The organism is Streptomyces sp. SudanB52_2052 (assembly GCF_964272415.1).
GTDB classification, from domain to species: domain Bacteria; phylum Actinomycetota; class Actinomycetes; order Streptomycetales; family Streptomycetaceae; genus Streptomyces; species Streptomyces olindensis.
Map to the genome: position 1 here is coordinate 2,699,029 of NZ_OZ186796.1, position 23,316 is coordinate 2,722,344.

The 23,316-nt window shown below is 72.5% G+C and carries 20 protein-coding genes; 6 read left to right on the forward strand and 14 right to left on the reverse strand.

Annotated elements, in window-relative coordinates:
- Positions 1–39: 39 nt before the first annotated feature.
- Positions 40–624: a TetR/AcrR family transcriptional regulator gene (locus ACSUPV_RS11680; RefSeq protein ID WP_031121479.1), complete on the reverse strand. Its 585-nt coding sequence runs from the start codon at positions 622–624 to the stop codon at positions 40–42.
- A 72-nt stretch (positions 625–696) separates the two neighbouring features.
- Here ACSUPV_RS11680 and ACSUPV_RS11685 point away from each other — a divergent pair, with 72 nt between their 5' ends.
- Together ACSUPV_RS11685 and ACSUPV_RS11690 are read left to right on the forward strand one after the other, a co-directional pair.
- Positions 697–1,635, forward strand: a complete 939-nt coding sequence (locus tag ACSUPV_RS11685) for a DMT family transporter (RefSeq protein ID WP_436947434.1) — start codon at positions 697–699, stop codon at positions 1,633–1,635.
- A gap of 173 nt (positions 1,636–1,808) precedes the next feature.
- On the forward strand, positions 1,809–2,978 hold the full coding sequence (locus ACSUPV_RS11690; protein ID WP_382615692.1) for a Cmx/CmrA family chloramphenicol efflux MFS transporter: 1,170 nt from the start codon (positions 1,809–1,811) through the stop codon (positions 2,976–2,978).
- Between the two features lie 147 nt (positions 2,979–3,125).
- On the opposite strand, the gene ACSUPV_RS11695 is transcribed toward ACSUPV_RS11690, so the two are convergent.
- Complete coding sequence (locus ACSUPV_RS11695) at positions 3,126–4,478, reverse strand: hypothetical protein (RefSeq protein WP_037768708.1); 1,353 nt, start codon at positions 4,476–4,478, stop codon at positions 3,126–3,128.
- Between the two features lie 174 nt (positions 4,479–4,652).
- Between ACSUPV_RS11695 and ACSUPV_RS11700 the strand changes: the two genes are divergently transcribed.
- On the forward strand, positions 4,653–5,312 hold the full coding sequence (locus ACSUPV_RS11700; protein ID WP_359789893.1) for an SLATT domain-containing protein: 660 nt from the start codon (positions 4,653–4,655) through the stop codon (positions 5,310–5,312).
- A 60-nt stretch (positions 5,313–5,372) separates the two neighbouring features.
- Here ACSUPV_RS11700 and cimA read toward each other — a convergent pair whose 3' ends face one another.
- The 6 genes from cimA to ureA form a co-directional block, all read right to left on the reverse strand.
- Entirely contained in the window at positions 5,373–6,977 is a 1,605-nt protein-coding gene (gene cimA / locus ACSUPV_RS11705) for a citramalate synthase (protein ID WP_436947435.1), read from the reverse strand.
- Between the two features lie 301 nt (positions 6,978–7,278).
- The gene (locus ACSUPV_RS11710; RefSeq protein WP_436947436.1) at positions 7,279–8,529 is read right to left on the reverse strand and encodes a TolB family protein; all 1,251 of its coding nucleotides are present in this window, start codon (positions 8,527–8,529) and stop codon (positions 7,279–7,281) included.
- 128 nt (positions 8,530–8,657) lie between these two features.
- Positions 8,658–9,263, reverse strand: a complete 606-nt coding sequence (locus ACSUPV_RS11715; RefSeq protein WP_436947437.1) for a TetR family transcriptional regulator C-terminal domain-containing protein — start codon at positions 9,261–9,263, stop codon at positions 8,658–8,660.
- A 9-nt stretch (positions 9,264–9,272) separates the two neighbouring features.
- Positions 9,273–10,310 carry an agmatine deiminase family protein gene (locus tag ACSUPV_RS11720; RefSeq protein WP_037768695.1) on the reverse strand — a complete coding sequence of 346 codons (1,038 nt, stop codon included), beginning with the start codon at positions 10,308–10,310 and terminating at the stop codon, positions 9,273–9,275.
- 9 nt (positions 10,311–10,319) lie between these two features.
- Positions 10,320–12,032: an urease subunit alpha gene (locus ACSUPV_RS11725; RefSeq protein ID WP_359789887.1), complete on the reverse strand. Its 1,713-nt coding sequence runs from the start codon at positions 12,030–12,032 to the stop codon at positions 10,320–10,322.
- Positions 12,029–12,736, reverse strand: a complete 708-nt coding sequence (gene ureA / locus ACSUPV_RS11730) for an urease subunit gamma (RefSeq protein WP_436947438.1) — start codon at positions 12,734–12,736, stop codon at positions 12,029–12,031. Before ureA ends, ACSUPV_RS11725 begins: the two co-directional genes overlap by 4 nt.
- Positions 12,737–12,851: 115 nt before the next feature.
- On the opposite strand from ureA, the gene ACSUPV_RS11735 reads away from it, so the two are divergent.
- Positions 12,852–14,303 carry a cytosine permease gene (locus ACSUPV_RS11735; RefSeq protein ID WP_436947439.1) on the forward strand — a complete coding sequence of 484 codons (1,452 nt, stop codon included), beginning with the start codon at positions 12,852–12,854 and terminating at the stop codon, positions 14,301–14,303.
- 42 nt (positions 14,304–14,345) lie between these two features.
- Here ACSUPV_RS11735 and ACSUPV_RS11740 read toward each other — a convergent pair whose 3' ends face one another.
- Both ACSUPV_RS11740 and ACSUPV_RS11745 read right to left on the reverse strand, forming a co-directional pair.
- Positions 14,346–15,434 (reverse strand): branched-chain amino acid aminotransferase, encoded by a 1,089-nt coding sequence (locus tag ACSUPV_RS11740; RefSeq protein WP_382615685.1) that lies wholly within the window; start codon positions 15,432–15,434, stop codon positions 14,346–14,348.
- Between the two features lie 240 nt (positions 15,435–15,674).
- Positions 15,675–16,718, reverse strand: coding sequence for a 3-isopropylmalate dehydrogenase (locus ACSUPV_RS11745; protein ID WP_037768685.1), 1,044 nt, complete (start codon positions 16,716–16,718; stop codon positions 15,675–15,677).
- Positions 16,719–16,861: 143 nt separating this feature from the next.
- On the opposite strand from ACSUPV_RS11745, the gene ACSUPV_RS11750 reads away from it, so the two are divergent.
- Positions 16,862–18,439: a purple acid phosphatase family protein gene (locus tag ACSUPV_RS11750; protein ID WP_382615683.1), complete on the forward strand. Its 1,578-nt coding sequence runs from the start codon at positions 16,862–16,864 to the stop codon at positions 18,437–18,439.
- Positions 18,440–18,508: 69 nt separating this feature from the next.
- On the opposite strand, the gene ACSUPV_RS11755 is transcribed toward ACSUPV_RS11750, so the two are convergent.
- Positions 18,509–18,640 carry a hypothetical protein gene (locus ACSUPV_RS11755; protein ID WP_359767051.1) on the reverse strand — a complete coding sequence of 44 codons (132 nt, stop codon included), beginning with the start codon at positions 18,638–18,640 and terminating at the stop codon, positions 18,509–18,511.
- 249 nt (positions 18,641–18,889) lie between these two features.
- The gene (locus tag ACSUPV_RS11760) at positions 18,890–19,432 is read right to left on the reverse strand and encodes a GNAT family N-acetyltransferase (RefSeq protein ID WP_436947440.1); all 543 of its coding nucleotides are present in this window, start codon (positions 19,430–19,432) and stop codon (positions 18,890–18,892) included.
- Between the two features lie 84 nt (positions 19,433–19,516).
- Here ACSUPV_RS11760 and ACSUPV_RS11765 point away from each other — a divergent pair, with 84 nt between their 5' ends.
- Complete coding sequence (locus tag ACSUPV_RS11765; RefSeq protein WP_436947441.1) at positions 19,517–20,464, forward strand: NADP-dependent oxidoreductase; 948 nt, start codon at positions 19,517–19,519, stop codon at positions 20,462–20,464.
- A 90-nt stretch (positions 20,465–20,554) separates the two neighbouring features.
- On the opposite strand, the gene pruA is transcribed toward ACSUPV_RS11765, so the two are convergent.
- On the reverse strand, positions 20,555–22,186 hold the full coding sequence (pruA, locus tag ACSUPV_RS11770; RefSeq protein ID WP_031121457.1) for an L-glutamate gamma-semialdehyde dehydrogenase: 1,632 nt from the start codon (positions 22,184–22,186) through the stop codon (positions 20,555–20,557).
- 53 nt (positions 22,187–22,239) lie between these two features.
- Entirely contained in the window at positions 22,240–23,166 is a 927-nt protein-coding gene (locus tag ACSUPV_RS11775) for a proline dehydrogenase family protein (RefSeq protein ID WP_031121456.1), read from the reverse strand.
- Positions 23,167–23,316 lie beyond the last annotated feature (150 nt).

Here is a 23,316-nt window from a genome sequence, read left to right on the forward strand (position 1 = left end):
GCGGCCACCGTAGGCTGCCAGTAGGTCAGATTCCGTCCGCTACGGGAGCAGCGCGCGGGCCTGTTCGCGGGCGTGGGTGACGGGGTCCGGGAACACGGCCAGCCCGTGGGCCACGAGGGCGCCCTCGTGCAGGAGCATCAGCGTCCGGGCCAGGGAGTCCGCCCGCTCGGGTGCGAGGTCCGCGGCGAGGCGCGCGAACAGGGCGAGCATCCACTGCTTCTGGCCGGTGATGATCGAGTGGGCCGGATGGGCGGGGTCGCTGATCTCCGCGTGGGCGTTGACCATGCTGCACCCCTTGGGGCTCGACTCCTCGGCCCAGGCGCGGGTGGCGTCGAAGACCGCGAGGACGCGCTCGCGCGGGTCCGGGCCGGCCGCGTCGAGGCGTTCGGCGAGGAAGGCCCGCCAGCGCTCGTCGCGGTCCGCGAGGTACTCGACGACGATCTGCTCCTTGGAGCCGAACCGGTCGTAGAGGGTCTTCTTGGTCACCCCGGCCTCGGCGGCGATGAGGTCGACCCCGACCGCGTGGATACCGCGCTCGTAGAACAGCCGGGCGGCAGCCTCCAGGGCGCGGCGGGCGGCGGGCGTCATCGTGATGCGGCGGGGGTGCGGTGCGGTGGTGCCCATAGCATCCGACTATACCGTTCTGTATAGTGAGCAGGGAACTGGTATACCGATCTGTCTACTGGTTGTGATGTCGTGAACATCCTCCTGTCCCTCGCCTTCGTCCTCTGCTGGAGTTCCGGGTTCATCGGGGCCAAGCTCGGTGCGGGCAGCGCGTCCGCGCTCACGGTCCTGATGTGGCGGTTCCTGCCGCTGGCCGTCGTCCTCGTCGCCGTCGCCGTCGTCATGCGGAGCGCGTGGCGGGGGCTCACCGCCCGGGACGTGACCCGGCAGGCCGTGATCGGCGTGCTGTCGCAGAGCGGCTACCTGCTCAGCGTCTACTACGCCATCCAGCTCGGCGTCTCCAGCGGCACGACGGCCCTGATCGACGGGGTGCAGCCCCTGGTCGCCGGGGCCCTGGCCGGACCGCTGCTGGGCCAGTACGTCTCGGGCCGGCAGTGGGTCGGCCTCGGCCTGGGGCTGGCCGGCGTCGCCGTGGTCACGCTGGCCGACGCGGCGGCGGGAGCGGGTGTGCCCTGGTGGGCGTACGCCGTCCCGCTGCTCGGCATGCTGTCCCTGGTCGCGGCGACGTTCCTGGAGAGCCGGTCCCGCGCGCGGGTCGCCCCCTCGGTGTCGCTGACCGTCCACTGCGTCACCAGCGCCGTCCTGTTCACCGCGCTGGCCCTGGGCACCGGTGCCGCGACGCCGCCCGCCGGGACCGGCTTCTGGGTGGCGGTCGCCTGGCTCGTGGCCCTGTCCACGTTCGGCGGGTACGGGCTGTACTGGCTGATCCTGAAGCGCTCCGGCGTCACGAAGGTCAACACGCTGATGTTCCTGATGGCCCCGGTCACGGCCGTCTGGGGCGCGCTGATGTTCGGTGAGCCGTTCGGCCTCGAGACCGCGCTGGGGCTGGCCGTCTGCCTCGCGGCCGTCATTGTGGTCCACCGCGGTGACGGGCGCCGGGGCACGGACCGGACCGCCGCCCGCGGGGAGCGGGCGGAAAACCGGTGGACCCGGTCCGCCGAGTCCGCCTAACGTGCCGTCCATGTCCAGCCCCGAGGCGTCCAGAGTGTGGCCACCGGCTCTCCGGTGGCTGCTCGTGACGCCGAAGCCGGGCCGCCGGGCCCGCTGACGCCCGCTCGCTCCGCCACCGGTGTGCCGTCCGACGTGTCGTGTCCGTCGTCGACTTCCGGGTGCGGAGTTCTTTCATGCCATTCGCTCTTCTTCTGCTGGGCCTTGCCGTGTTCGCGCAAGGCACGTCCGAGTTCATGCTGTCCGGGCTGGTGCCGGGCATCGCGCGGGATCTGGGGGTGTCCGTTCCCGCGGCGGGGGCGCTGACCTCCGCCTTCGCGGCGGGGATGGTCGTCGGGGCGCCGCTGGTGGCGGCTCTCGCGCGCCGCTGGCCGCGGCGGGGCGCGCTGCTGGCGTTCCTCGGCGTCTTCCTCACCGTCCATGTCGTCGGTGCGCTCACCGGCAGTTTCGCGGTGCTGCTCGCCACGCGGGTCGTGGGGGCGTTCGCCAACGCCGGGTTCCTCGCCGTCGCCCTCGTGGCCGCCGTGGGCATGGTGCCCGCGGATGCGAAGGGGCGGGCCACGTCCATGCTGCTGGGCGGGGTGACGCTGGCGTGCGTGGCCGGGGTGCCCGCCGGGGCCGTACTGGGCGAACTGTGGGGATGGCGTACGGCGTTCTGGGCGGTGGCGCTGGTGTCGGTGCCGGCGTTGGTGGCCGTGGCGCGGTCGGTGCCCGGGGGCCGGGCCGAGGGCACGCCGCCCGCGCTGGGGGGTGAGCTGCGGTCGCTGCGCAGCCCCGGGCTGCTCGTGACGCTGCTACTGGGCGCCCTGGTCAACGGGGCGACGTTCTGCACCTTCACCTATCTCGCGCCGCTGGTCACCGAGGTGACGGGGCTGGGCAGCGGCTGGGTGCCCGGGGTGCTCGCGCTGTTCGGGGCCGGGTCGTTCGCCGGGGTGACCGCCGCGGGGCGCTTGGCCGACCGGCATCCCGTGCCGGTCCTCGCCGGCGGTGGCGTCGCGGTGTGCGTGGGCTGGTGCGTCCTGGCTCTCGGGGCCGGGCACCCGGTCCTGGCCCTCGGACTGGTCTTCGCGCAGGGGGCGCTGTCGTTCGGCGTCGGCTCCACGCTGATCTCCCAGGTGCTGTACGCGGCACCGGCCGCGCCGACGCTGGCCGGCGGTTTCGCCACGGCCGCGCTCAACGTCGGCGCCGCGCTGGGCCCCTGGGCCGGCGGCACGGCCATCGGCGCCGGGCTCGGCTACCGCTCGCCGGTGTGGGTCAGCGCCGGGCTGGTCGTCCTGGCGGGTGCCGTGGCCGGGGTGGCGTGGTGGGGGCGTCGGGGCGTGGGCCGGGAGGTGGTGCGGGGCTGACGTCCGGCTGGGGCGTGCGGGTGGAGATCTCGGGTCATCCACCGCGACAGTGCGGGCGGGGACGGCCCTTCCCGTCCCCGTTCCCGTCGCCCACCCCGACAGTGCGGGCAGGACGGCCGTTCCCCTCTGCCGCTCCCGTCGCTCCCCTCAGAAGCCGCCGCCGAAGTCGCCGCCCCCGCCGCCGAAGTCGCCTCCGCCGAAGCCCCCTCCGAAGTCGCCGCCGAAGTCGCCGGTGTCGAAGTCCGCGCCGGAGACGTCGCCGCCCTCGTAGCCGCCGAAGTCTCCGTAGCCGGAGCCGTAGTCGGCCGCATAGGCGGGCGCGGCCATCATGCTGCCGAGCATGGTGCCGACGAGGAGGCCGGGGAGCAGGCCGCCGCCGAAGTAGCCGCCGGCCCAGGGGCCGTACGCCGGGCCCGCCTCCCAGTACGGGCGGCGGCCGAGGTCGGTGTCGACCTCGCGGACCACCGGGTCGCGGCCCTCGGCGAGACGCGTCCGGTCGGCCGCGCAGACCGGCACCTCGCGCGCGGCACCGCCCGGGGGCGTCCAGCTCGCGTCGGCGACCGAGGGGCCGTGGCGCGGGTCGAAGAAGCAGGGCGGGCGGCGCTCCGGCAGCGGTCCGCCCTCGCGGCGGGCCGCGAGCCGCGCCAGGGAGAACCGGCCGTCCTCCACGGCCTGGGTGACGGCCTTGACGTCCTCGGGTTTCGTCGCGGCGGCCATCAGCGACTTCGCCTGCTCGTAGGCGTCCAGGGCGTGCTCGTAGTCGGCGCGCATCGCGTCGTCGGCACCGGGCTCCCCGGGGTGGAAGTCGAGGCGGTCGAGTTCCTCGCCGAAGGCGGTGATGTCCTCGTCGACGACCACCCGCAGCTTCTCCAGCGCGGCCCGCTGCTCCTCCTCGTGGCGGCGCCGGTTGCGCCGCACCACCGCGTAGGCGCCCGCGCCGCCGGCCGCGACCAGGGCACCGACCGTGATGAGACCGCCGACCGGCACGTCGGTGCCCGAGCCGTCGCTCCAGCTGCTCGGCGCCGAGCCGCCCACGTTGCGCAGGGCGTCGTCGACGAAGTCGTTCAGCTGCGCCTTGGCGTCGCCCGCGCCGCGGACGGCCGTGACCAGGTTGGACACGCCCTGGCTGCTCAGCACGGCGCTGTCGGCCCGGGCGTCGAACGCGTCGCCGACGCGGATGCCGTACAGGCCGGTGACGCCGGTCTCGGTGCGCAGGTTCCGGAACAGGTCCTGCGTGGGGTAGCCGTCCGGCAGGACCGCCACGAAGACGGGCTTGTCCGCGTCCTTGATCTTGTCGGCGAGTGCCTCCGCGTCCGACTGGGCCAACTGGTCCGAGGCGGCCGGATCGACGTAGACCGGGTTCTCGCGCAGCTCCTGGGCGACCTCCGAGAGGTCGGTGGCCGCGTGCGCGCCCGGCGCACCGGCCAGCAGCACCGCCAGTACGGCGGCGACCGGCACGATCAGCAGACGTACGAGGGTACGCACCAGTGCGGCCTTCATATGTTCGAAGCTACCCGAATCGGTACAGAAACGGATATCCGTCGGGCCACGGATTTCGGGGCGCCGGTGCGCCTACGATGCCCTCGGACTTACTGCCGTGGGCCGGTCCGGCCCGCCGGTCTCAGCAGAAGGGGCGGGAACAGGGGCATGTTCGGACGACGCAGAGCCGCGGACATGACGGTGTCCGAACTCACCGAGCTGGACCGGTCCCGGACGCGGGCCGATCTGCTGTGGGAGCTGTTCCGGCACGCCGAGGGCGAGGTGACGTCGGCGATCGACTGGTATCTGGCCCGGCGCCGGGGGCCTGCGCTGTGGTCGCGGTCGCTGCGGGCGCTCGCGGCGCTGCTGGGGATCGTCGGCACGCTCACCCCGCTGGTGCACACCGCAGCTCCGACGACCGTGCAGCCCGAGTGGGGCTTCGTGTTCCTGGCCGGCGGGGCGGGCTGTGTCCTCTTCGACCGGATCTTCGGGTTCTCGGCGTCCTGGACGCGTTACATCCGTACCGAACTGGCGTTGCAGCAGATCCTCAAGAGGGCGCAGTCCGAGTGGGCGCAGGCGTTCCTGAGGACCACCGACTCGCCCAGCGACAAGGACCAGGCCGCGCTGCTCGGGGTGATCGAGCGGCTGCGGACGGACGCCCAGCGGATCATCGAGGACGAGGGCACGGCGTGGGTCGGCTATCTGGCCGACGGCATGGAGGAACTGACCCGCTCCACCTCCCACGCCACCGGCCAGCGCCCCCACTCCGCGGGCCTCTTCCGCCTCGACCGCGCTCAGGGCCGCGACCGGGGCGGCGAGGTGCCGGGCCCGCGGTCGCGGGACACGGCGATGTGAGCCCGGCCCGGACCACAGCGCGGCCACCGGGACCGCGGTTCCCGCCCGGGCCGACGGCTCCTACTCGGCCGGAGCCACCCCCGCCCGCAGCAGGCCGTAGGTGTAGGCGTCCTCCAGGGCCTGCCAGCTCGCCGCGATGACGTTGTCGGCGACGCCCACCGTCGACCACTCCCCCGCCCCGTCGGACGTGGAGATCAGGACGCGGGTCGTGGACTGGGTGCCGTGCACGCCCTCCAGGATGCGGACCTTGTAGTCCACCAGGTCCAGCTTCGCGAGCTGCGGGTAGATCTTCTCCAGGCCCACGCGCAGGGCCCGGTCCAGGGCGTTGACCGGGCCGTTGCCCTCGGCCGTGGCGACGATGCGCTCGCCCTTGGCCCAGAGCTTGACGGTGGCCTCGTTGGCGTGGGTGCCGTCGGGGCGGTCCTCGACGATGGCCCGCCAGGACTCGACCTCGAAGTAGCGCAGGGGCTTGCCCTGGACCTCGCCGCGCAGGAGGAGTTCGAAGGAGGCGTCGGCCGCCTCGTACGTGTAGCCCTTGAGTTCGCGCTCCTTCACCCGCTCCACGACCCGGCCGACCAGCTCGCGGTCGCCGCCGAGGTCGATGCCGAGCTCCTTGCCCTTGAGCTCGATGGAGGCGCGGCCCGCCATGTCGGAGACGAGCATCCGCATGGTGTTGCCGACCAGCTCGGGGTCGATGTGCTGGTACAGGTCCGGGTCGACCTTGATCGCGGAGGCGTGCAGTCCGGCCTTGTGCGCGAAGGCGGAGACACCGACGTAGGGCTGGTGCGTGGAGGGGGTGAGGTTGACGACCTCGGCGATCGCGTGCGAGATGCGGGTCATCTCGCGGAGCCGGCCCTCGGGCAGCACCTTCTTGCCGTACTTCAGTTCCAGGGCCGCCACGACCGGGAAGAGGTTGGCGTTGCCGACGCGCTCGCCGTAGCCGTTGGCCGTGCACTGCACGTGCGTGGCGCCCGCGTCGACGGCGGCCAGCGTGTTCGCCACCGCGCAGCCCGTGTCGTCCTGGGCGTGGATGCCGAGCCGGGCGCTGGTGTCGGCGAGGACGGTGGAGACGACGGCCTGGATCTGCGCCGGGAGCATCCCGCCGTTGGTGTCGCACAGGACGACGACGTCGGCACCGGCCTGGGACGCCGCGCGGACGACCTCCTTGGCGTACTCCGGGTTCGCGCGGTAGCCGTCGAAGAAGTGCTCGCAGTCGACGAAGACCCGGCGGCCCTGCTCCTTCAGGAAGGAGACCGTGTCCCGGACCATCTCCAGGTTCTCGTCGAGGGTCGTGCGCAGGGCGAGTTCGACATGGCGGTCGTGCGACTTGGCGACCAGCGTGATCACCTGGGCGCCGGACTCCAGCAGCGCCCTGACCTGCGGGTCCTGTGCGGCCGTGGTGCCGGCGCGGCGGGTGGAGCCGAACGCGACCAGCTGGGCGTGCCGGAAGTCGATCTCCTGCCGGGCGCGGGCGAAGAACTCGGTGTCGCGGGGGTTCGCGCCGGGCCAGCCGCCCTCGATGAAGCCCACGCCGAAGTCGTCCAGGTGCCGTGCGATGGCGAGCTTGTCCGCGACGGTGAGGTTGATGCCCTCCCGCTGGGCGCCGTCGCGCAGGGTGGTGTCGAAGACGTGGAACGAATCGTCGAGCTCGCTGGTAGCGGTCATGGTGTCAAGGCTCCTGAGGATGGGATCTCGGTCGTACCGGAATGACCGGCTCCACCGCCCTCACATACTCCCTCGCGCTCTCGCCTCCGGCTGCGGGTGGGCCAGAAATGCGAAAAACCTCTCGCGGGTGCGAGAGGTCTGCGCGCGGGTCGAGGACGACGGTGTCCGCCCGTACCTGGTCGTACGTGGCGGTCACTGCGGACCGGCGCGCCTGCTGCCAATAATCATGGCGAACGAGAGCACGGGGGCAGTCTGGCACAACCCCCGCGCCCCGCTCACGGTTGTCTCAGGATGCGGTCGGTCACCTCGTGTGGCGGACGTAGACGTGCGAGGTGTCGTACGTGTCGCCGGGCACGAGGTCGGGCGAGGAGCTGGCGAAGGCGACCGTGCGGCCGTGCCGGTCGAGGACCGGGCCGGACACGCTCAGGTCGTTGGGGCCGCCGTCGACGTCCGGGCTGGCGAGGGTGGTGCGCCCGGTGCGCAGGTCGCGGACGTACGCGCGGGTCGTGCGGTCTGGGGCGTCCGGGTCGGCCGAGACGAACGCCAGGTGGCGGCCGTCGGCGCTGAGCCGCGGGTGGGTGGTGAAGGCGGCCGGGTCGGCGGCGTCGATCCGGCGCAGCTCGCCCGTCTTCAGGTCGCGGACGAAGACGTTGTGGCCCTGGTTGGTGTCGCCCGGGGTGAGCCGCGAGTCCAGCGAGTGGAAGACGGCGTACCGTCCGTCGGCGCTGATCTGCGGGAACTCGGTCTGCCCGTCGGACTTCTCGCCGTCCGGCGTCCGGTCGGCCTGGATCAGGTCGCCGCTCGGCACGTCCCGGACCCAGGCGTCGCTCCAGTCGCCCGAGGAGGGGTGCGGGACGAAGAACCGGTAGCCGACGCGCCGGCCGTCGGCGCTGATGGACGGGTTGGCGGCGGCGGTCCTGCGGTCGGTGGCCGCGGGCACCTGGCTGATGCGGACGGTCTCGCCGCTGGTGCGGTCGACGCGGTAGACGCGCCCCCAGCGGTCCTCGCCCTCCCCGAGGCCGGACTGCTGGGCGACGAAGGCGACGTAGCGGCCGTCAGCGCTGAGGGCGGGCTGCCGGCCGGTGTCGTAGCCCGCGTCGACGGTGTCCGCGATGCGCTGCAGGGTGCCGGTCTTCAGGTCCTTGACCCAGACGTGGCTGCGGCCGTCGTCGGCATCGGTGGCGCTGAAGGCCAGGTAGCGGCCGTTGCCGCTCAGGGCGACGTCGTCGACGGAGCCGCCGTCCCCCGCGGTGCTCGCCAGCCGGGTGGTGCCGGTCCTCAGGTCGCGGACGAAGGCGTCGGCGGTGCCGTCGGTGTCGCCGGCGACGAGGTTGTCGGCGCTGGAGACGAACGCCAGACGGCGGCCGTCGGCGCTCAGGCTCGGCCCGCCGGAGGGGCCGTTGCCCTCGGTGCCGTCGGGGGCGATGCTCGCCTTCTCGGTCCGCGGTGCCGGCGTGGGCGCGGCGGTCGCGGGCAGTGCGGCGACACCGCCGAGCGTGACGGCCAGGGCCACGCCGAGCGCGACGGACGTGGCCCTCCTGGTGCTGGTCATGTGCTGTTTCCCCCTGTGTTCCCCGTTGACGCTGCTCCCCCGGCCCCGCGCCGAGGGCTTCCCCAGAGCCAACAGCACCACGGACCACAGGGTCAATCCGTCGTATTGAGTACAACCCGGGCGTGCGTTCAGGCGTCCGCGAGGAGGCTGTCGGCGAGGAAATCGCGCACGTGGGCGAGGACTTGGGCCCGGTCGGTGCCGCGCAGGCCGATCGCCACGTGGATGGAGAAGCCGTCGAGCAGCGCCCGCAGGCGGGCGGCGAAGCGGTCGGGATCCACGCGGCGGAACTCGCCCCGCGAGATGCCCTCGGCGAGCAGGGCGACCAGGTCGCGGTGCCAGGCGCCCTCGATGGCGGCCTGCCGGTCGCGGGCGGTCGCGTCGGCGGCAGCGCTCTGCGAGCGGTTCCAGACCTCCAGCCACAGCGTCCAGTGCGGGTCGCGGTGGCCGTCCGGGACGTACAGGTCGACGTAGGCGTCGAGGCGTGCGCGGGCGCTCGCGGCCCGGGCCAGCAGCCGTCCGCGCTCGGCGCCGAGCCGGCCCTCGCTCCACTCCAGGGTCCGCAGCAGCAGTTCGTCCTTGGAGCCGAAGTAGTAGAGGAGGTGCCCGCTGCTCATCCCGACCTCGCGGCCGAGCGCCGCCATGGTGAGCTTCTCCAGTCCGCGCTCGGCGATCATCTCCATGGCGGCGGCGAGGACGTTCTCGCGGGGCGGTGCCTGCCTTCGCCCACCGGCCATGTCCTGCTCCTAGGTCCTCGGTTGCTGCTGCGTGATGCAGTGGATGCCGCCACCGCCCGCGAAGATCGTACGGGCGTCGACCAGTGTCACCGTCCGTTCGGGGAACAGCCGGCGGAAGATACCGGCCGCGATCTCGTCGCGCGGGTCGTCGAAGCCGCACAGTACGACGCCGCCGTTGCAGAGGTAGTGGTTGATGTAGGAGTAGTCGGCCCAGTGGCCGTCGGCCTCCAGCACCGTCGGGGCGGGGACCTCGACGACCTCCAGGCGGCGGCCGCGCGCGTCCGTCTGCGCCTTCAGCAGGCCGATGACCTCCTGGGTCACCTCGTGGTCGGGGTGCGCCGGGTCCGGCTGCGAGTGCGCCACGACGACGCCCGGGCGGGCGAACGCCGCGACGATGTCGACGTGTCCGAGGGTGCCGAAGCCGTGGGGAGGGTAGTCGCCGGTCAGGCCGCGGGGCAGCCAGATCGCCTTGCGGGTGCCGAGCTGGGCGTGGATCTCGGCCTCGACCTGCTCGCGGCTCCAGCCCGGATTGCGCTCGGGGCCGAGCTGGACGGTCTCGGTCAGCAGGACCGTTCCCTCGCCGTCGACGTGGATCGCCCCGCCCTCGTTGACGAGCCGGGAGGCGTACGTCCGGGCCCCGGCGAGGTCCGCGACATGGGCGGCGATCTTCGCGTCGTGCTCCCAGCGGGCCCACTCCTGGGCGCCCCAGCCGTTGAACGTCCAGTCGACTGCGGCCAGTCGGCCCTTGCCGTCGGTGAGGAAGGTCGGGCCGATGTCCCGCATCCAGGCGTCGTCGAGGTCCCGCTCGACGGTCTCGATCCCCTCGCCCAGCAGCGCACGCGCCTCACCGGACCGGCCCGGGCCGCACACCACCGTCACCGGCTCGAAGCGGCGGACGGCCCGGGCGACCGCGGCCCAGGCGACCCGGGCGGCGGCCAGCTCGCCGGGGTCGTCGAAGGTCGGATTGGGACCCGGCCAGGCCATCCAGGTGCGCTCGTGCGGAACCCATTCGGCGGGCATGCGGAAGCCGTCGGCGGCTGCGGACATCGTTGAACCTCAGAGGAAGTAGAGACGGTTGAGGGAGACGGACTCGGCGGCTTCGGAGCGCAGCGGCTCGCCGTCGAGGGTGACCAGCCCGGTGCGCCGGTCGACGTCCACGGCCCCCGTACGGGAGTTGAGGCGCAGGTCGGCCGGGCCGATGCCGCGCGTGCCGCGCACGGCGACCCTGCGGCGGCGGGTCGGCAGGCGGTCGTGCCCCTGGTCGAGGGCGGCCCGCGCGACGAACGCCACCGAGATGTCGGCCGGTGTCGCCCCGTGCGCGCCGAACTGCGGCCCGAGCACGAGGGGTTCGCAGGTGTCGGTCGCCGCGTTCGGGTCGCCGGTCACGCCGTACGCCGGGAAGCCGGCCTTCAGCACCAGCTGCGGCTTGGCGCCGAAGAACTCCGGGCGCCACAGCACGATGTCGGCGAGCTTGCCGGTCTCGATCGACCCGACCTCGTGCGCGAGCCCGTGCGCGATGGCCGGGTTGATCGTCAGCTTGGCCAGGTAGCGCAGGACGCGCTCGTTGTCGTGGTCGTCGTCGGGGGCGCCGAACTCGGCCTTCATCTTCCCCGCCATGGCGAAGGTGCGGCGGACGGTCTCGCCCGCGCGCCCCATGCCCTGCGCGTCCGAGGAGGTGATGCCGATGGCGCCCAGGTCGTGCAGGACGTCCTCGGCGCCCATGGTCCCGGCGCGGATGCGGTCGCGGGCCATGGCGGCGTCGCCGGGCAGGTCGGTCTTCAGGTCGTGGACGGAGACGATCATGCCGTAGTGCTCGGCGACGGCGTCCCGGCCGAAGGGCAGGGTGGGGTTGGTGGACGAGCCGATGACGTTGGGGACGCCTGCCATCTTCAGCACGTTCGGCACGTGACCGCCGCCGCAGCCCTCGATGTGGAAGGCGTGGATGGTCCGGCCCTCCAGCACGCGCAGGGTGTCCTCCACGGAGAGGCACTCGTTCAGCCCGTCGCTGTGCAGGGCCACTTGGACGTCGTGCTCCTCGGCGACGCGCAGGGCGGTGTCCAGGGCGCGGGTGTGGGCGCCCATGTCCTCGTGCACCTTGAAGCCGGAGGCGCCGCCCTCGGCCAGGGCCTCGACCAGCGGAGCCTGGTGCGACGACGAACCCCGGCCGAGGAAGCCGATGTTGACCGGCCAGGCGTCGAAGGCGCCGAACGCGTGCCGCAGCGCCCAGGGCGAGTTGACGCCGACGCCCCAGACGGGCCCGAACTCCTGCCCGATGATCGTCGTCACGCCGGAGGCGAGCGATGCCTCCATGACGCGCGGTGACAGCAGGTGGACGTGGGTGTCGACGGCCCCGGCGGTGGCGATGAGTCCCTCGCCGGAGACGATCGACGTGCCGGTGCCGACGACGACGTCCACCCCGTCGAGGGTGTCGGGGTTCCCGGCCCGCCCGATCGCGTGGATGCGGCCCTCGCGGATGCCGATGGAGACCTTCCGGACGCCCTGCACGGCGTCGATCACCACGACGTTGCTGATGACGACGTCGCAGGTGTCCCGGACGGCGGCGGCCTTGAGGTGCAGTCCGTCGCGGGCGGTCTTGCCGAAGCCGGCGAGGAACTCGTCGCCGTACCGCTGGGAGTCGGACTCGACGCGGACGGTCAGTCCGGAGTCGCCGAGGCGGATGCGGTCGCCGGCCCGGGGGCCGTGGGTGGCGGCGTACTCGTACGGGGTGAGGCGGCGGGCCTCGGCGGGGTGGCCTCCGGGGCGGCTCATCGCGCGGCCTCCTGTCCAGGTGTCGTGTCCGGTACGCCGAGGTAGCCGCAGGCGGCGGCCCGGCGCAGCGCCTCCTCGCGGGCGCCCGGCGCGTCCAGCGGTCCGTCGACGAGCCCGGCGAACCCGATCGCGATCCGTTCGCCTCCGAGGGGCACGAGCCCCACCTCGACGCTCTCCCCCGGCCCGAACCGCACGGAGGACCCGGCGGGCACGGCGAGCCGCATGCCGTAGGCCTCGGCGCGTGCGAAGTCGAGCCGCGGGTTGGCCTCGAAGAAGTGGAAGTGGGAGGTGACGGAGACCGGCACGGTCGCGGTGTTGGTCACCGTCAGCCGTACGGCCGGCTCCGGCTCGGGGTGCTCCGGCCCCGGCAGCAGGGCGCCCGGCGCGTCCGGGCCCGAGCCGCCGCCCATCGGGTCGGTGACGACCGCGAGCCGCGAGCCGTCGTCGAAGACCGCCTCGACGTGCACCTCGGTGACGACGTCGGCGACTCCGGGCAGCACGTCGTCGGGCCCGAGGACGGACCGGGCGGCCTCGATGGCCTCCGCGAGCCGTTTGCCGTCCCGGGCGGCCTCGCACACCGTGTCGGCGATGAGCGCGGTCGCCTCGGGGACGTTGAGCCTCAGGCCCCTCGCCCGGCGGGCGCGGGCGAGCTCGGCGGCGCCGAAGAGCAGCAGCCGGTCGCGTTCGGTCGGGGTCAGCCGCATGTCACTCCCTCCGTTTAGAACATCACTCTAAACATGAATTTCTCCGTTCCGGAAGGTTGACGGCAGGGCACCGTGCACATCACATTGAACGTCGCTCTAACCGAGGGAGACCAGCATGCCGATCGAACACCGCGGAGTCGACACCATCCCCCAGGAGGAACGCACGAGTGGGCCACGGGACCTCGTCTCGATCCTGCTCGGCTCCAACCTCTGTCTCGGCGTGATCGTCTTCGGCTGGCTGCCGCCGTCCTTCGGCCTGGACTGGTGGTCGTCGGTCAGCGCTGTCGTGGCGGGCACGGTGGTGGGCGTGGTGTTCACGGCCCCCCTCGCGCTGGTCTCCCTGCGCACGGGCACCAACCTGTCGACGTCCTCCGGCGCCCAGTTCGGGGTGCGCGGGCGCCTGGTCGGTTCGGTGGTCGGCCTGCTCCTCGCCCTCGGCTACACCGCGCTGACCGTGTGGATCGGCGGTGACGTGATGGTGGGCGTGCTGAGCCGGCTGGCCGGGCTGCCGCAGGGCGACCTGTCGTACGGGATCGTCTACGGGGTGCTCGCGGCGGCCACCGTCGCGGGCGCGGTGTACGGCTACCGGGTGCTGCTGGCGATGTCCCGGGCCCTGGCGTTCGGCATGACGGCCCTGCTGGCGCTGGGGGTGATCGCCTACGCCCCCGACTTCACGACGGACGCGCTGCCGGAGGCCGGCGGCTACCTGCTGGGCGGTTTCTGGCCGACGTGGCTGCTCGCGGCCGTGGCGGCCGGGCTGTCCGGACCGATCGCCTTCATCACCCTGCTCGGCGACTACACCCGCTACATCTCACCGGCCCGCCACTCCTCCCGCCGGGTCCTGCACGCGACCTGGCTGGGCCTGATGCTGGGCCTGCTGGTGCCGCAGCTGTTCGGCACGTTCACCGCGTACGCGGCCCGGGCGGCCCTGGACTACGCGGGCCCGCTGGTCGACGCGGCCCCCGGCTGGTACCTGGTCCCGCTGCTGCTGGCGGCCTCGGCGGGCTCGGTCGGCAACGCGGGTCTGATGCTGTACTCGATGGGCCTCGACCTGGACGCGATCCTGCCGCGCGCCTCACGGGCCCGGGCGACGTACGTGGTCGCGGTCGTGGCCACGGCCGCGGTCTTCGCCGGGCACTGGTTCTCGACCGCGCAGGACGCGATGACGTCCTTCGTCCTCCTGCTGACCGCGATCGGCACGCCGTGGGCGGTCATCACCCTCATCGGCTTCGCCCGCTGCGGCGGGGTGTACGACGCGGACGCCCTCCAGGTCTTCAACCGCCGCGCACGGGGCGGCGTCTACTGGTACCGCGCCGGCTGGAACATCCCGGCGACCCTGTCCTGGGCGGCCGGCGCGACCGTCGGCGTCCTCGCGGTGTCCCTGCCGTCGTACGAGGGCCCGCTGCTGGCCCTGACCGGCGGGGTGGACATCAGCTTCCTGCTGTCGGGGCTGGTGGGCGGCGCGGCGTACGCGTTGTCGACCCCGGGGGCCGTGGCTGCGGAACCCGGGGTCGGGGAGGCGCCCAGCACGTCTTGTCCGACCGCGTCGGGTGGCGGGCGGGCATAGGCCGGGGGCCCGGGGGCGGAGCCCCCGGTGGCCGGGGCGGCCTCAGCCCAGCTGGTGCATCCAGCCGTGGGTGTCCGGGGCCGTGCCCCGCTGGATGTCCAGCAGCGCCTGGCGCAGCCGCAGCGTGACCTCGCCCGGCTCACCCCCGCTCTGCTTCCACTCCGCCCCGGCCCGCTTCACCGTCCCGACCGGCGTGATCACCGCGGCCGTACCGCAGGCGAACACCTCGGTCAGCGACCCGTTCTCCGAGTCCCGCTGCCACTGCTCGACCGAGACCCTGCCCTCCTCGGCCTCGTAGCCGAGGTCACGGGCGACGGTGAGCAGGGAGTCGCGCGTGACGCCCTCCAGGATCGAGCCGGTGAGGGACGGCGTGACGATCTTGTTCCCGTACACGAAGTACAGGTTCATGCCCCCGAGCTCCTCGACCCAGGTGTGCTCCACCGCGTCGAGGTAGCAGACCTGGTCGCAGCCCTTCGTCGCGGCCTCGGCCTGCGCGAGCAGGGACGCCGCGTAGTTGCCGCCCGTCTTCGCGTCGCCCATGCCGCCGGGGACGGCGCGGACGCGGTCCTCGGAGACCCAGATGGAGACCGGCTTCACGCCGCCCGGGAAGTACGCGCCGGCCGGCGAGGCGATCACCAGGAACAGGTACTCGTTGGCCGGCTTCACACCCAGCCCGACCTCGGTCGCGATCATGAACGGGCGCAGGTAGAGGGACTCCTCGCCGCCGTGCGCCGGAACCCACGCCTTGTCCTGCCTGACCAGCGCGTCGCACGCCTCGATGAACGTCTCGACCGGCAGCTCGGGCATCGCGAGCCGGCGCGCGGACCGCTGGAAGCGCTCGGCGTTCTTCTCCGGCCGGAACGTGGCGACCGAGCCGTCGGGGCGGCGGTAGGCCTTCAGACCCTCGAAGATCTCCTGCGCGTAGTGCAGGACCGTGGTGGCCGGGTCGAGGGAGATCGGCGCGTACGGCACGAGCTGGCCGTCGTGCCAGCCGCGGCCCTCCGTCCACTTGATCGTCACCATGTGATCGGTGAAGTGGCGGCCGAACCCGGGGTTGGCCAGGATCGCCTCGCGCTCTGCGGCGGAGAGCGGGTTGGCGGACGGCTTGAGCTCGATCGTGGGCGTCGTCATGGGTTGATGTCCTTCACCGGTTGTAGTGACGGGCCGCGCTCGGTACTGCGCTGATGGTGACCAGTGCTAGGACGTCCGAGCATTCCCTCGTTCCGCGGCCTCGCGTTCGATTATCGCCCGGGGGCGGCGGCGGAAGGAACGGGGTGAATACGGCCCGGTGGTCGATGGTGGCACCCGGCGGGAACATGCGGAAGCCGCCGGGTGCGGATGCGACCCGGCGGCTTGGTGGAGCGCGGCGGGTCAGCCGGCTACGCGTACGGCGAGCGCGTCGCCGATCTCCGCGGTGGAGCGGGCGGGCTTGCCGGCCCGCTCGCCGAGGTCGGCGGCGACCGCCTCGTCGATCCGGGCGGCCTCGGCCTCGTAGCCGAGGTGGCGCAGCAGCAGGGCGACGGACAGCACGGTGGCGGTCGGGTCGGCCTTGCCCTGGCCGGCGATGTCCGGGGCCGAGCCGTGTACGGGCTCGAACATGGACGGGAACTCTCCGGACGGGTTGATGTTGCCGGAGGCGGCCACGCCGATGCCGCCGGAGACGGCCGCGGCGAGGTCGGTGACGATGTCGCCGAAGAGGTTGTCGGTGACGATGACGTCGAAGCGCTCGGGCTGCGTGACGAGGTAGATCGTCGCCGCGTCCACGTGCATGTACTCGGTGGTGACCTCGGGGAACTCCTCGGCCACCTTGTTGAAGATGTTCGTCCACAGGTGACCCGCGAAGGTCAGCACGTTGTTCTTGTGGATCAGCGCCAGCTTCTTGCGCGGGCGGGCCTGGGCCCGCGCGAAGGCGTCCCGGACCACGCGCTCGACACCGAAGGCCGTGTTCACGGAGACCTCGGTGGCGACCTCGTGCTCGGTGCCCTTGCGGATCGTGCCGCCGTTGCCGGTGTACGGGCCCTCGGTGCCCTCGCGGACCACGACGAAGTCGATCTGCGGCTCGCCGGCCAGCGGGGTGGAGACACCCGGGAGCAGCTTCGAGGGGCGCAGGTTGACGTGGTGGTCGAAGGCGAAGCGGAGCTTGAGCAGGAAGCCGCGCTCCAGGACGCCGGACGGCACGGACGGGTCGCCGATCGCACCGAGCAGGATGGCGTCGTGCTTCTTCAGGGCGTCGAGGTCGGCGTCGGTGAGGGTCTCACCGGTGGCGTGGTAGCGCCGCGCGCCGAAGTCGTACTCCTTGGTCTCCAGCTTCACATCCTGCGGAAGGACGGCGGAGAGGACCTTGAGACCTTCGGCCACGACCTCCTGGCCGATGCCGTCACCCGGGATCACTGCGAGATTGATGCTGCGAGACATGCGGGCACCCTACTCCTCGTCCCATGGGATGACACGAGGTGTCCGTGATGCGGACACCCGCCCGGGTGACCGCACGCGGCCGTCGACCGCCGTTCACCCGTACGTGGTGCGGCTGTTGGCCTCCGCTGGGAAGTTCACTGAACATGGAGATCCCCCACTTCGGCGTCCCGCCCGAGCTCGCCCGCCGGATGAGCATGGCCGAGCAGCACGAGTACCTGCGCACCCGGCTGTCGCGGCGGCGCACGCTGGTGACGGCGGGCGCGGTGGCGAGCGGGCTGCTGACCGGCTGCGGCTCCGGTCCGGACTCCGGGCGGGGCGGCGCCACGGCGACGCGGAGCCCGGCGCCGAGCACGTCGAAGGCGCCCGGCTCCTTCATCACGCCCTTCGGCCGCCACCTCGCCTTCGGGGCCGACCCGAAGACGCAGATGCGGATCTCCTGGCAGGTGCCGCTCGCGGTGAAGAAGCCGTACGTCCGGGTGGGCCTGCGCCCCGACGACCTCGGCCGCAGGATCGAGGCGGAGCTGCGCGACCTGCACACCCCGGAGCTGAACGGCGTGCGGGCGGCGGTCGACCAGTTCTACCTGCACGCGGCGCTGGACGGCCTGCGCCCCGATACGACGTACTACTACGGCGTCGGCCACGAGGGCTTCGACCCGGCGTCCCCGCGGCACCGCTCGACCATCACGTCCTTCCGCACGGCACCCGCGAGTCCGCCCGAGCGGTTCGTGTTCACCGCGTTCGGCGACCAGGGCGTGGGCGAGGAGGCGGCCCTCAACGACCGTACGCTGCTGCGCCGGAAGCCCGCCTTCCATCTCCACGCGGGGGACATCTGCTACGCGGACCCGACCGGCAAGGGCAAGGAGTCGGACGTCTTCGACGCGAGCCAGTGGGACCGGTTCCTCAAGCAGACCGAGCCGGTGGCCAGGTCGGTGCCGTGGATGGTGACGACCGGCAACCACGACATGGAGGCCTGGTACTCGCCGGACGGCTACGGCGGTCAACTCGCCCGGTTCTCCCTGCCGGACAGCGGCTTCGACGCGCGCACGGCACCGGGCGTGTACGCCTTCACGTACGGCAACGTCGGCGTGGTCGCGCTGGACGCGAACGACGTGTCGTACGAGATCCCCACCAACCTCGGCTACACGGAGGGCCGGCAGACGAAGTGGCTGGACGGCACGCTCGGCGAGTTGAGGGCCTCGAAGGACGTGGACTTCATCGTCGTCTTCTTCCACCACTGCGCGTACTCGACGTCCACCCACGCCTCCGACGGCGGGGTGCGCGCCGAGTGGCTGCCGCTGTTCGCCCGGCACCAGGTGGACCTGGTGATCAACGGGCACAACCACGTCTACGAGCGGACCGACGCCATCCGGAACGGCGAGGTGGGCAGGCCGGTGCCGGTCGGCGGGACGACGGACCCGCGGCGGGACGGGATCGTCTACGTCACCGCGGGCGGCGGCGGCAAGGAGCTGTACGGCTTCCCGGACGGCGTGAAGGAAAGCTACGAGGGGAACACCGCCGACCAAGAGTCGGTCGACACGTTCCGGTGGACCAGGTCCCGGGACACCCGGGCGGAGTCGGTGCAGTGGTCGCGGGTGCGCTACCGCGGTTTCTCGTTCCTCTCGGTGGAGGCGGTGAGCGGCGCCGCGCCGAGGCTGAAGGTGTCGGCGCTGGCGTCCAGCGGTGAGCGGATCGACCACTTCGAGGTGCGGCGCGGGGCGTGAGGCCCCGCACCGCGCCCCGGTCGGGTGCGGCTCCCGGTCCTGTGCGGCCCTGGTGGGTCTTGATGCGGCTCAGTGGCCGGTGGATCCGCCGTTGTCCCTGCGGTCGAGGGCGCGCTGGAGCGCGGCGGCGGCGGCCTTGCGGTCGGACTCGCTCGTACGGGAGACGTGACGGACTCGGCGGCGGACGGTCGTCTCGGCCATGGGAAATCGACTCCTTCGATACAGCACGGAGTGCGGAAGAGGGTTTCGAGACGCCGGATGGGGCGGGGAGCGGTGCCGCAGGGGTTGCCTGCACGGGGCCCGGCTCACGACCGCCATTCGCTTGGTCGAGCGAGACGTTCGGCTCCTACAAAGCTAAGGGAGTCCGGAGCATCTGTCTCCACAATTACTCGGACTTCCTAGTATCTGAGACAGTGGACTGGGTCACACGCCGCTGACCTGCGGGGATTCCTAGAGCACATCGCCGTCCCGCCAGTCGAAGAGCAGTTCGCGCGCGGGGTCGAGCGGACCGGCGAGGGCGGCGCGGACGTAGGTGCTGCCCTCCTCCTCAGGCAGGCGGACGATGCCGTCGTCCGGGCTGAGGGCGTGCACCTCGCCGCGCCACGGCCGCCAGCCGCGGGTGGTGTAGAGGCGGGCGCCGTCATCGCTGGCGGAGAGGGCGCCGAGGTCGTAGGCGCGGTCGACGACGCGTTCCAGCTCGGCCATGACCCGCCCGCCGAGGCCGGTGCGGCGGGCGTCGGCGCGCACGGCGACGTTCTCGACGTACCCGGTGCGCAGCCACCGGCCGCGGTGCCGCACCCGGCGCATCACCACGGCCCCGTGCGCGGCGAGGCCGGAGGCGTCGTGGACGAGGGCGTGCAGGCCGCCGAGACCGTGGTCCCAGTCGTCGTCGCCGAAGTCGCCGTCGAAGGCGGCGTCCAGCAGGGCCCGTACGGCGTCGAGTTCGGCGGGGGCGAGGTCGGCGGTGTGGGCGGTGCGCAGGCGGATGGTCATCGGCCCAGTATGCGAACGGGCCGGGTGGCTCTCGACCTGATTTGCGAGCACGATGGAAGGGTCCGGCTCCGGGAGGGAGACCCGATGACGACGGCCAAGCCGCGCGCACAGGTGATCACCCAGCACCGCTTCGGCGGCCCGGACGTCCTGGAGATCGAGGAGCGGCCACGGCCCGAGCCCGGCCCCGGCGAGGTGCTGCTCCGGGTGCACGCGGCGGGGGTCAACCCGGCGGACCGGCTGGCCCGTTCCGGGGCGGCACCGCTGTTCGGGGAGCCGCCGTTCACGCTCGGGCAGGACGTGTCGGGGGAGATCGAGGAGGTGGGGGCCGGGGTCACCCGGTTCCGGTCCGGGGACGAGGTGTTCGGCCGGATCGACGGTGGCGGCCACGCCACGCACGTGACCGCGCCGGCCGGTCACTTCGCCGCGAAACCCGCCGGTCTCGACCACGCCCACGCGGCCGCCGCCCCGACGGCCACGCTCACCGCCTGGCACGCCCTGATCGACATCGCCCGGGTCGGCCCGGGCAGCCGCGTGCTGGTCCGCGCGGCGGCAGGCGGGACCGGCCACGTGGCGGTGCAGCTGGCCAAGGCGGAGGGCGCCCATGTCGTGGGCGTGGCGCGCGCCGAGGACCACGACTTCCTGCGTGAGCTGGGCGCCGACGAACTCGTCGACGACTCGGCCGGCGACGTCGCGGAGTCCGTCCACGACATCGACGCCGCCCTCGACCTGGTCGGCGGCGACCACGCGCTGTCCACCCTCAACACCCTGCACCCGGACGGCATCCTGCTCTCCACCGTCCCCGAGGACCTGGGCCTCGCCCCGGAGGACGCGGAGGCGCGGGGGCTGCGCTTCGCCCTCGTCCGCACCGACCCGTCGGGCGACCTCCTGGCGAGGACCGCCCCGCTGCTCGCCGACCGCCGCGTCCGCGTCCACGTGACGACGACCCTGCCGCTGGCGGAGGCGGCCAAGGCGCACGAACTGGGCGAGGAAGGCCACGCGCGGGGCGGGATCGTGCTGGTGCCGCACCCCTGAGCCCGGGTGCGTGAGGCCGGATACGCCGACGGGCCGGGTCCCGTGACCCGGCCCGTCGGTGCGCCCGGGGGCTCAGCCCAGGTGCGGGTATCAGCCCATGTGCGGGTAGGTGTAGTCGGTCGGCGGGACCAGCGTCTCCTTGATGGCGCGGGTCAGGGTCCAGCGCATCAGGTTCTGCGGGGCGCCGGCCTTGTCGTTGGTGCCGGAGGCACGGCCGCCGCCGAAGGGCTGCTGGCCGACGACGGCGCCGGTCGACTTGTCGTTGATGTAGAAGTTGCCGGCCGCGTAGCGCAGCTTGTCCGCCGTGTATGCCGCCGCCGCGCGGTCGTTCGCGATGACCGAGCCGGTGAGGGCGTAGTCGGAGACGGACTCCATCTGCGTCAGCATCTCGTCGTACGTGTCGTCCTCGTAGACGTGCACGGCGATGATCGGGCCGAAGTACTCGGTGCGGAACACCTCGTTCTCCGGATCACTGCACTCGATGACGGTCGGGCGGACGAACCAGCCCTCGGAGTCGTCGTAGGCGCCGCCCGCGACGATCGTGCAGGACGGGTCCTCCTTGGCGCGGTCGATGGCGGCCTTGTTCTTGGCGAAGGCCCGCTCGTCGATGACGGCGCCGATGAAGTTGGACAGGTCGGTGACGTCACCCATCCTGATGCCGTCGACCTCGGCGGCCCACTCCTCCTTGAAGCCGGAGTTCCAGATCGAGGCGGGGATGTACGCCCGGGACGTGGCGCTGCACTTCTGACCCTGGTACTCGAAGGCACCCCGGGTCAGGGCGGTCTTCAGGATCGCCGGGTCGGCCGAGGGGTGGGCGACGAGGAAGTCCTTGCCGCCGGTCTCGCCGACCAGGCGCGGGTAGGTGCGGTACTTCTCGATGTTGTTGCCGACCGTCTTCCACAGGTACTGGAAGGTCTTGGTCGAGCCGGTGAAGTGGATGCCGGCGAGGTCGCGGTGCTCCAGGGCGACCTTGGAGACCTCGATGCCGTCGCCGGTGACGAGGTTGATGACGCCCTTGGGCAGGCCGGCCTCCTCCAGCAGCCGCATCAGCAGCACGGCGGCGTGGGTCTGCGTCGGGGACGGCTTCCACACGACGACGTTGCCCATCAGGGCCGGGGCCGTCGGCAGGTTGCCCGCGATCGCGGTGAAGTTGAAGGGCGTGATCGCGTAGACGAAGCCCTCCAGCGGACGGTGGTCGAGACGGTTCCACACGCCGGGGGCGTTCGCCGGGGGCTGCTCGGCCAGCAGCTTGCGGGCGTAGGAGACGTTGAAGCGCCAGAAGTCGATCAGCTCGCAGGGCGTGTCGATCTCGGCCTGCTGGGCGGTCTTGGACTGGCCGAGCATGGTGGAGGCGGCGAGCGTCTCGCGCCAGGGGCCGGACAGCAGCTCGGCGGCGCGCAGGATGATCGCCGCGCGGTCGTCGAACGACATCGCGCGCCAGGCGGGCGCGGCAGCCAGGGCCGCGTCGATGGCGTCCTGGGCGTCCGCCTGCGTGGCGTTGCGGTAGGTGCCGAGCACGGCCTGGTGGTTGTGCGGCTGGACGACCTGGAAGGCCTCGCCGCCGCCCATGCGCTTCTCGCCGCCGATGGTGCAGGGCAGGTCGATCGGGTTGTCGGCCAGCTCCTTCAGCCTGGCCTCCAGCCGGGCCCGCTCGGGCGAGCCGGGGGCGTAGCCGTGCACCGGCTCGTTGACGGGGGTGGGGACCTGGGTCACAGCGTCCATGTTTTCCGTAACTCCTTACTGAGCGGTGTGTCGGTCTCAGCCCTTGCAGGCCGTCAGCCCTTGGTGATCATGCTGCGGGCGAAGAAGCGCAGGTTCGCCGGCTTCTCCGCCAGCCTCCGCATGAAGTAGCCGTACCAGTCGGTGCCGTACGCGGTGTACACGCGCATCCGGTGGCCCTCGGCGGCCAGCCGCAGGTGCTCCTCGGTGCGGATGCCGTAGAGCATCTGGAACTCGTAGTCGCCGGGCTTTCGCCCGGCGCGATGGGCGAGTTCCTGGCCGATGGCGATCAGGCGCGGGTCGTGGGACCCGATCATCGGGTACCCCTCCCCCTCCATCAACGTCCGCAGAATGCGAACGTATGCCCGATCGATCTCGTGCTTGTCCTGGTACGCGACCGAGGCGGGCTCCTTGTACGCCCCCTTGACCAGGCGGACCCGGCTGCCGCTCGCGGCGAGGCGGCGGGCGTCGGCCTCGGTGCGGAAGAGGTAGGCCTGGATGACGCAGCCGGTCTGCGGAAAGTCCTTCCGCAGCTCCTCGTGGATGGCGAACATCGAGTCCAGGGTGGTGTGGTCCTCCGCGTCCAGGGTGACCGTGGTGCCGATCTCGGCGGCGGCCTCGACGACCGGGCGGACGTTCTTCAGGGCCAGCTCGTGGCCGTCCTGAAGGGCTTGCCCGAACATCGACAGCTTCACCGACATCTCGGCGCGGGTGCCGAGCTCCAGCGGCTTGAGGCGGTCGACCAGTTCCAGGTAGGCGTCGCGGGCGGCGGCGGCCTGCGCGGGGTTGGTGATGTCCTCGCCGACGACGTCCATCGTCAGCTCCAGGCCCTGGTCGGTGAGGTCCCGGACGACGGGGACGATGTCGTCGACGTCCTCGCCCGGAATGAAGCGGTCGACGACCTGCTTGGTCACCGGGGCGGCCGAGATCAGACGTCGCATCCGGTCGCTGCGTGACGCGGCGAGAATCACGGGACCCAGCACGGGGCACCTCCAGAGCACAAGCAACGTGAGGCCGGACCCCTCGCGGATGACGCGTCGGGTACGGCACGGAGAACCACCGTGAAACCTAAGGATCCCTCCGATCGTCGGCCATCGACAGCTGTCACGCATCCGTGCCGCAGATCTCAGACA

What these genes read in the sequence shown, in the direction of transcription:
- ACSUPV_RS11680 (WP_031121479.1), bottom strand. Translation starts at nt 624, where the DNA reads ATGGGCACCACCGCACCGCACCCCCGCCGCATCACGATGACGCCCGCC.
- ACSUPV_RS11690 (WP_382615692.1), top strand. Translation starts at nt 1,809, where the DNA reads ATGCCATTCGCTCTTCTTCTGCTGGGCCTTGCCGTGTTCGCGCAAGGC.
- ACSUPV_RS11695 (WP_037768708.1), bottom strand. Translation starts at nt 4,478, where the DNA reads ATGAAGGCCGCACTGGTGCGTACCCTCGTACGTCTGCTGATCGTGCCG.
- ACSUPV_RS11700 (WP_359789893.1), top strand. Translation starts at nt 4,653, where the DNA reads ATGACGGTGTCCGAACTCACCGAGCTGGACCGGTCCCGGACGCGGGCC.
- cimA (WP_436947435.1), bottom strand. Translation starts at nt 6,977, where the DNA reads ATGACCGCTACCAGCGAGCTCGACGATTCGTTCCACGTCTTCGACACC.
- ACSUPV_RS11710 (WP_436947436.1), bottom strand. Translation starts at nt 8,529, where the DNA reads ATGACCAGCACCAGGAGGGCCACGTCCGTCGCGCTCGGCGTGGCCCTG.
- ACSUPV_RS11715 (WP_436947437.1), bottom strand. Translation starts at nt 9,263, where the DNA reads ATGGCCGGTGGGCGAAGGCAGGCACCGCCCCGCGAGAACGTCCTCGCC.
- ACSUPV_RS11720 (WP_037768695.1), bottom strand. Translation starts at nt 10,310, where the DNA reads ATGTCCGCAGCCGCCGACGGCTTCCGCATGCCCGCCGAATGGGTTCCG.
- ACSUPV_RS11725 (WP_359789887.1), bottom strand. Translation starts at nt 12,032, where the DNA reads ATGAGCCGCCCCGGAGGCCACCCCGCCGAGGCCCGCCGCCTCACCCCG.
- ureA (WP_436947438.1), bottom strand. Translation starts at nt 12,736, where the DNA reads ATGCGGCTGACCCCGACCGAACGCGACCGGCTGCTGCTCTTCGGCGCC.
- ACSUPV_RS11735 (WP_436947439.1), top strand. Translation starts at nt 12,852, where the DNA reads ATGCCGATCGAACACCGCGGAGTCGACACCATCCCCCAGGAGGAACGC.
- ACSUPV_RS11740 (WP_382615685.1), bottom strand. Translation starts at nt 15,434, where the DNA reads ATGACGACGCCCACGATCGAGCTCAAGCCGTCCGCCAACCCGCTCTCC.
- ACSUPV_RS11745 (WP_037768685.1), bottom strand. Translation starts at nt 16,718, where the DNA reads ATGTCTCGCAGCATCAATCTCGCAGTGATCCCGGGTGACGGCATCGGC.
- ACSUPV_RS11750 (WP_382615683.1), top strand. Translation starts at nt 16,862, where the DNA reads ATGGAGATCCCCCACTTCGGCGTCCCGCCCGAGCTCGCCCGCCGGATG.
- ACSUPV_RS11755 (WP_359767051.1), bottom strand. Translation starts at nt 18,640, where the DNA reads ATGGCCGAGACGACCGTCCGCCGCCGAGTCCGTCACGTCTCCCGTACG.
- ACSUPV_RS11760 (WP_436947440.1), bottom strand. Translation starts at nt 19,432, where the DNA reads ATGACCATCCGCCTGCGCACCGCCCACACCGCCGACCTCGCCCCCGCC.
- ACSUPV_RS11765 (WP_436947441.1), top strand. Translation starts at nt 19,517, where the DNA reads ATGACGACGGCCAAGCCGCGCGCACAGGTGATCACCCAGCACCGCTTC.
- pruA (WP_031121457.1), bottom strand. Translation starts at nt 22,186, where the DNA reads ATGGACGCTGTGACCCAGGTCCCCACCCCCGTCAACGAGCCGGTGCAC.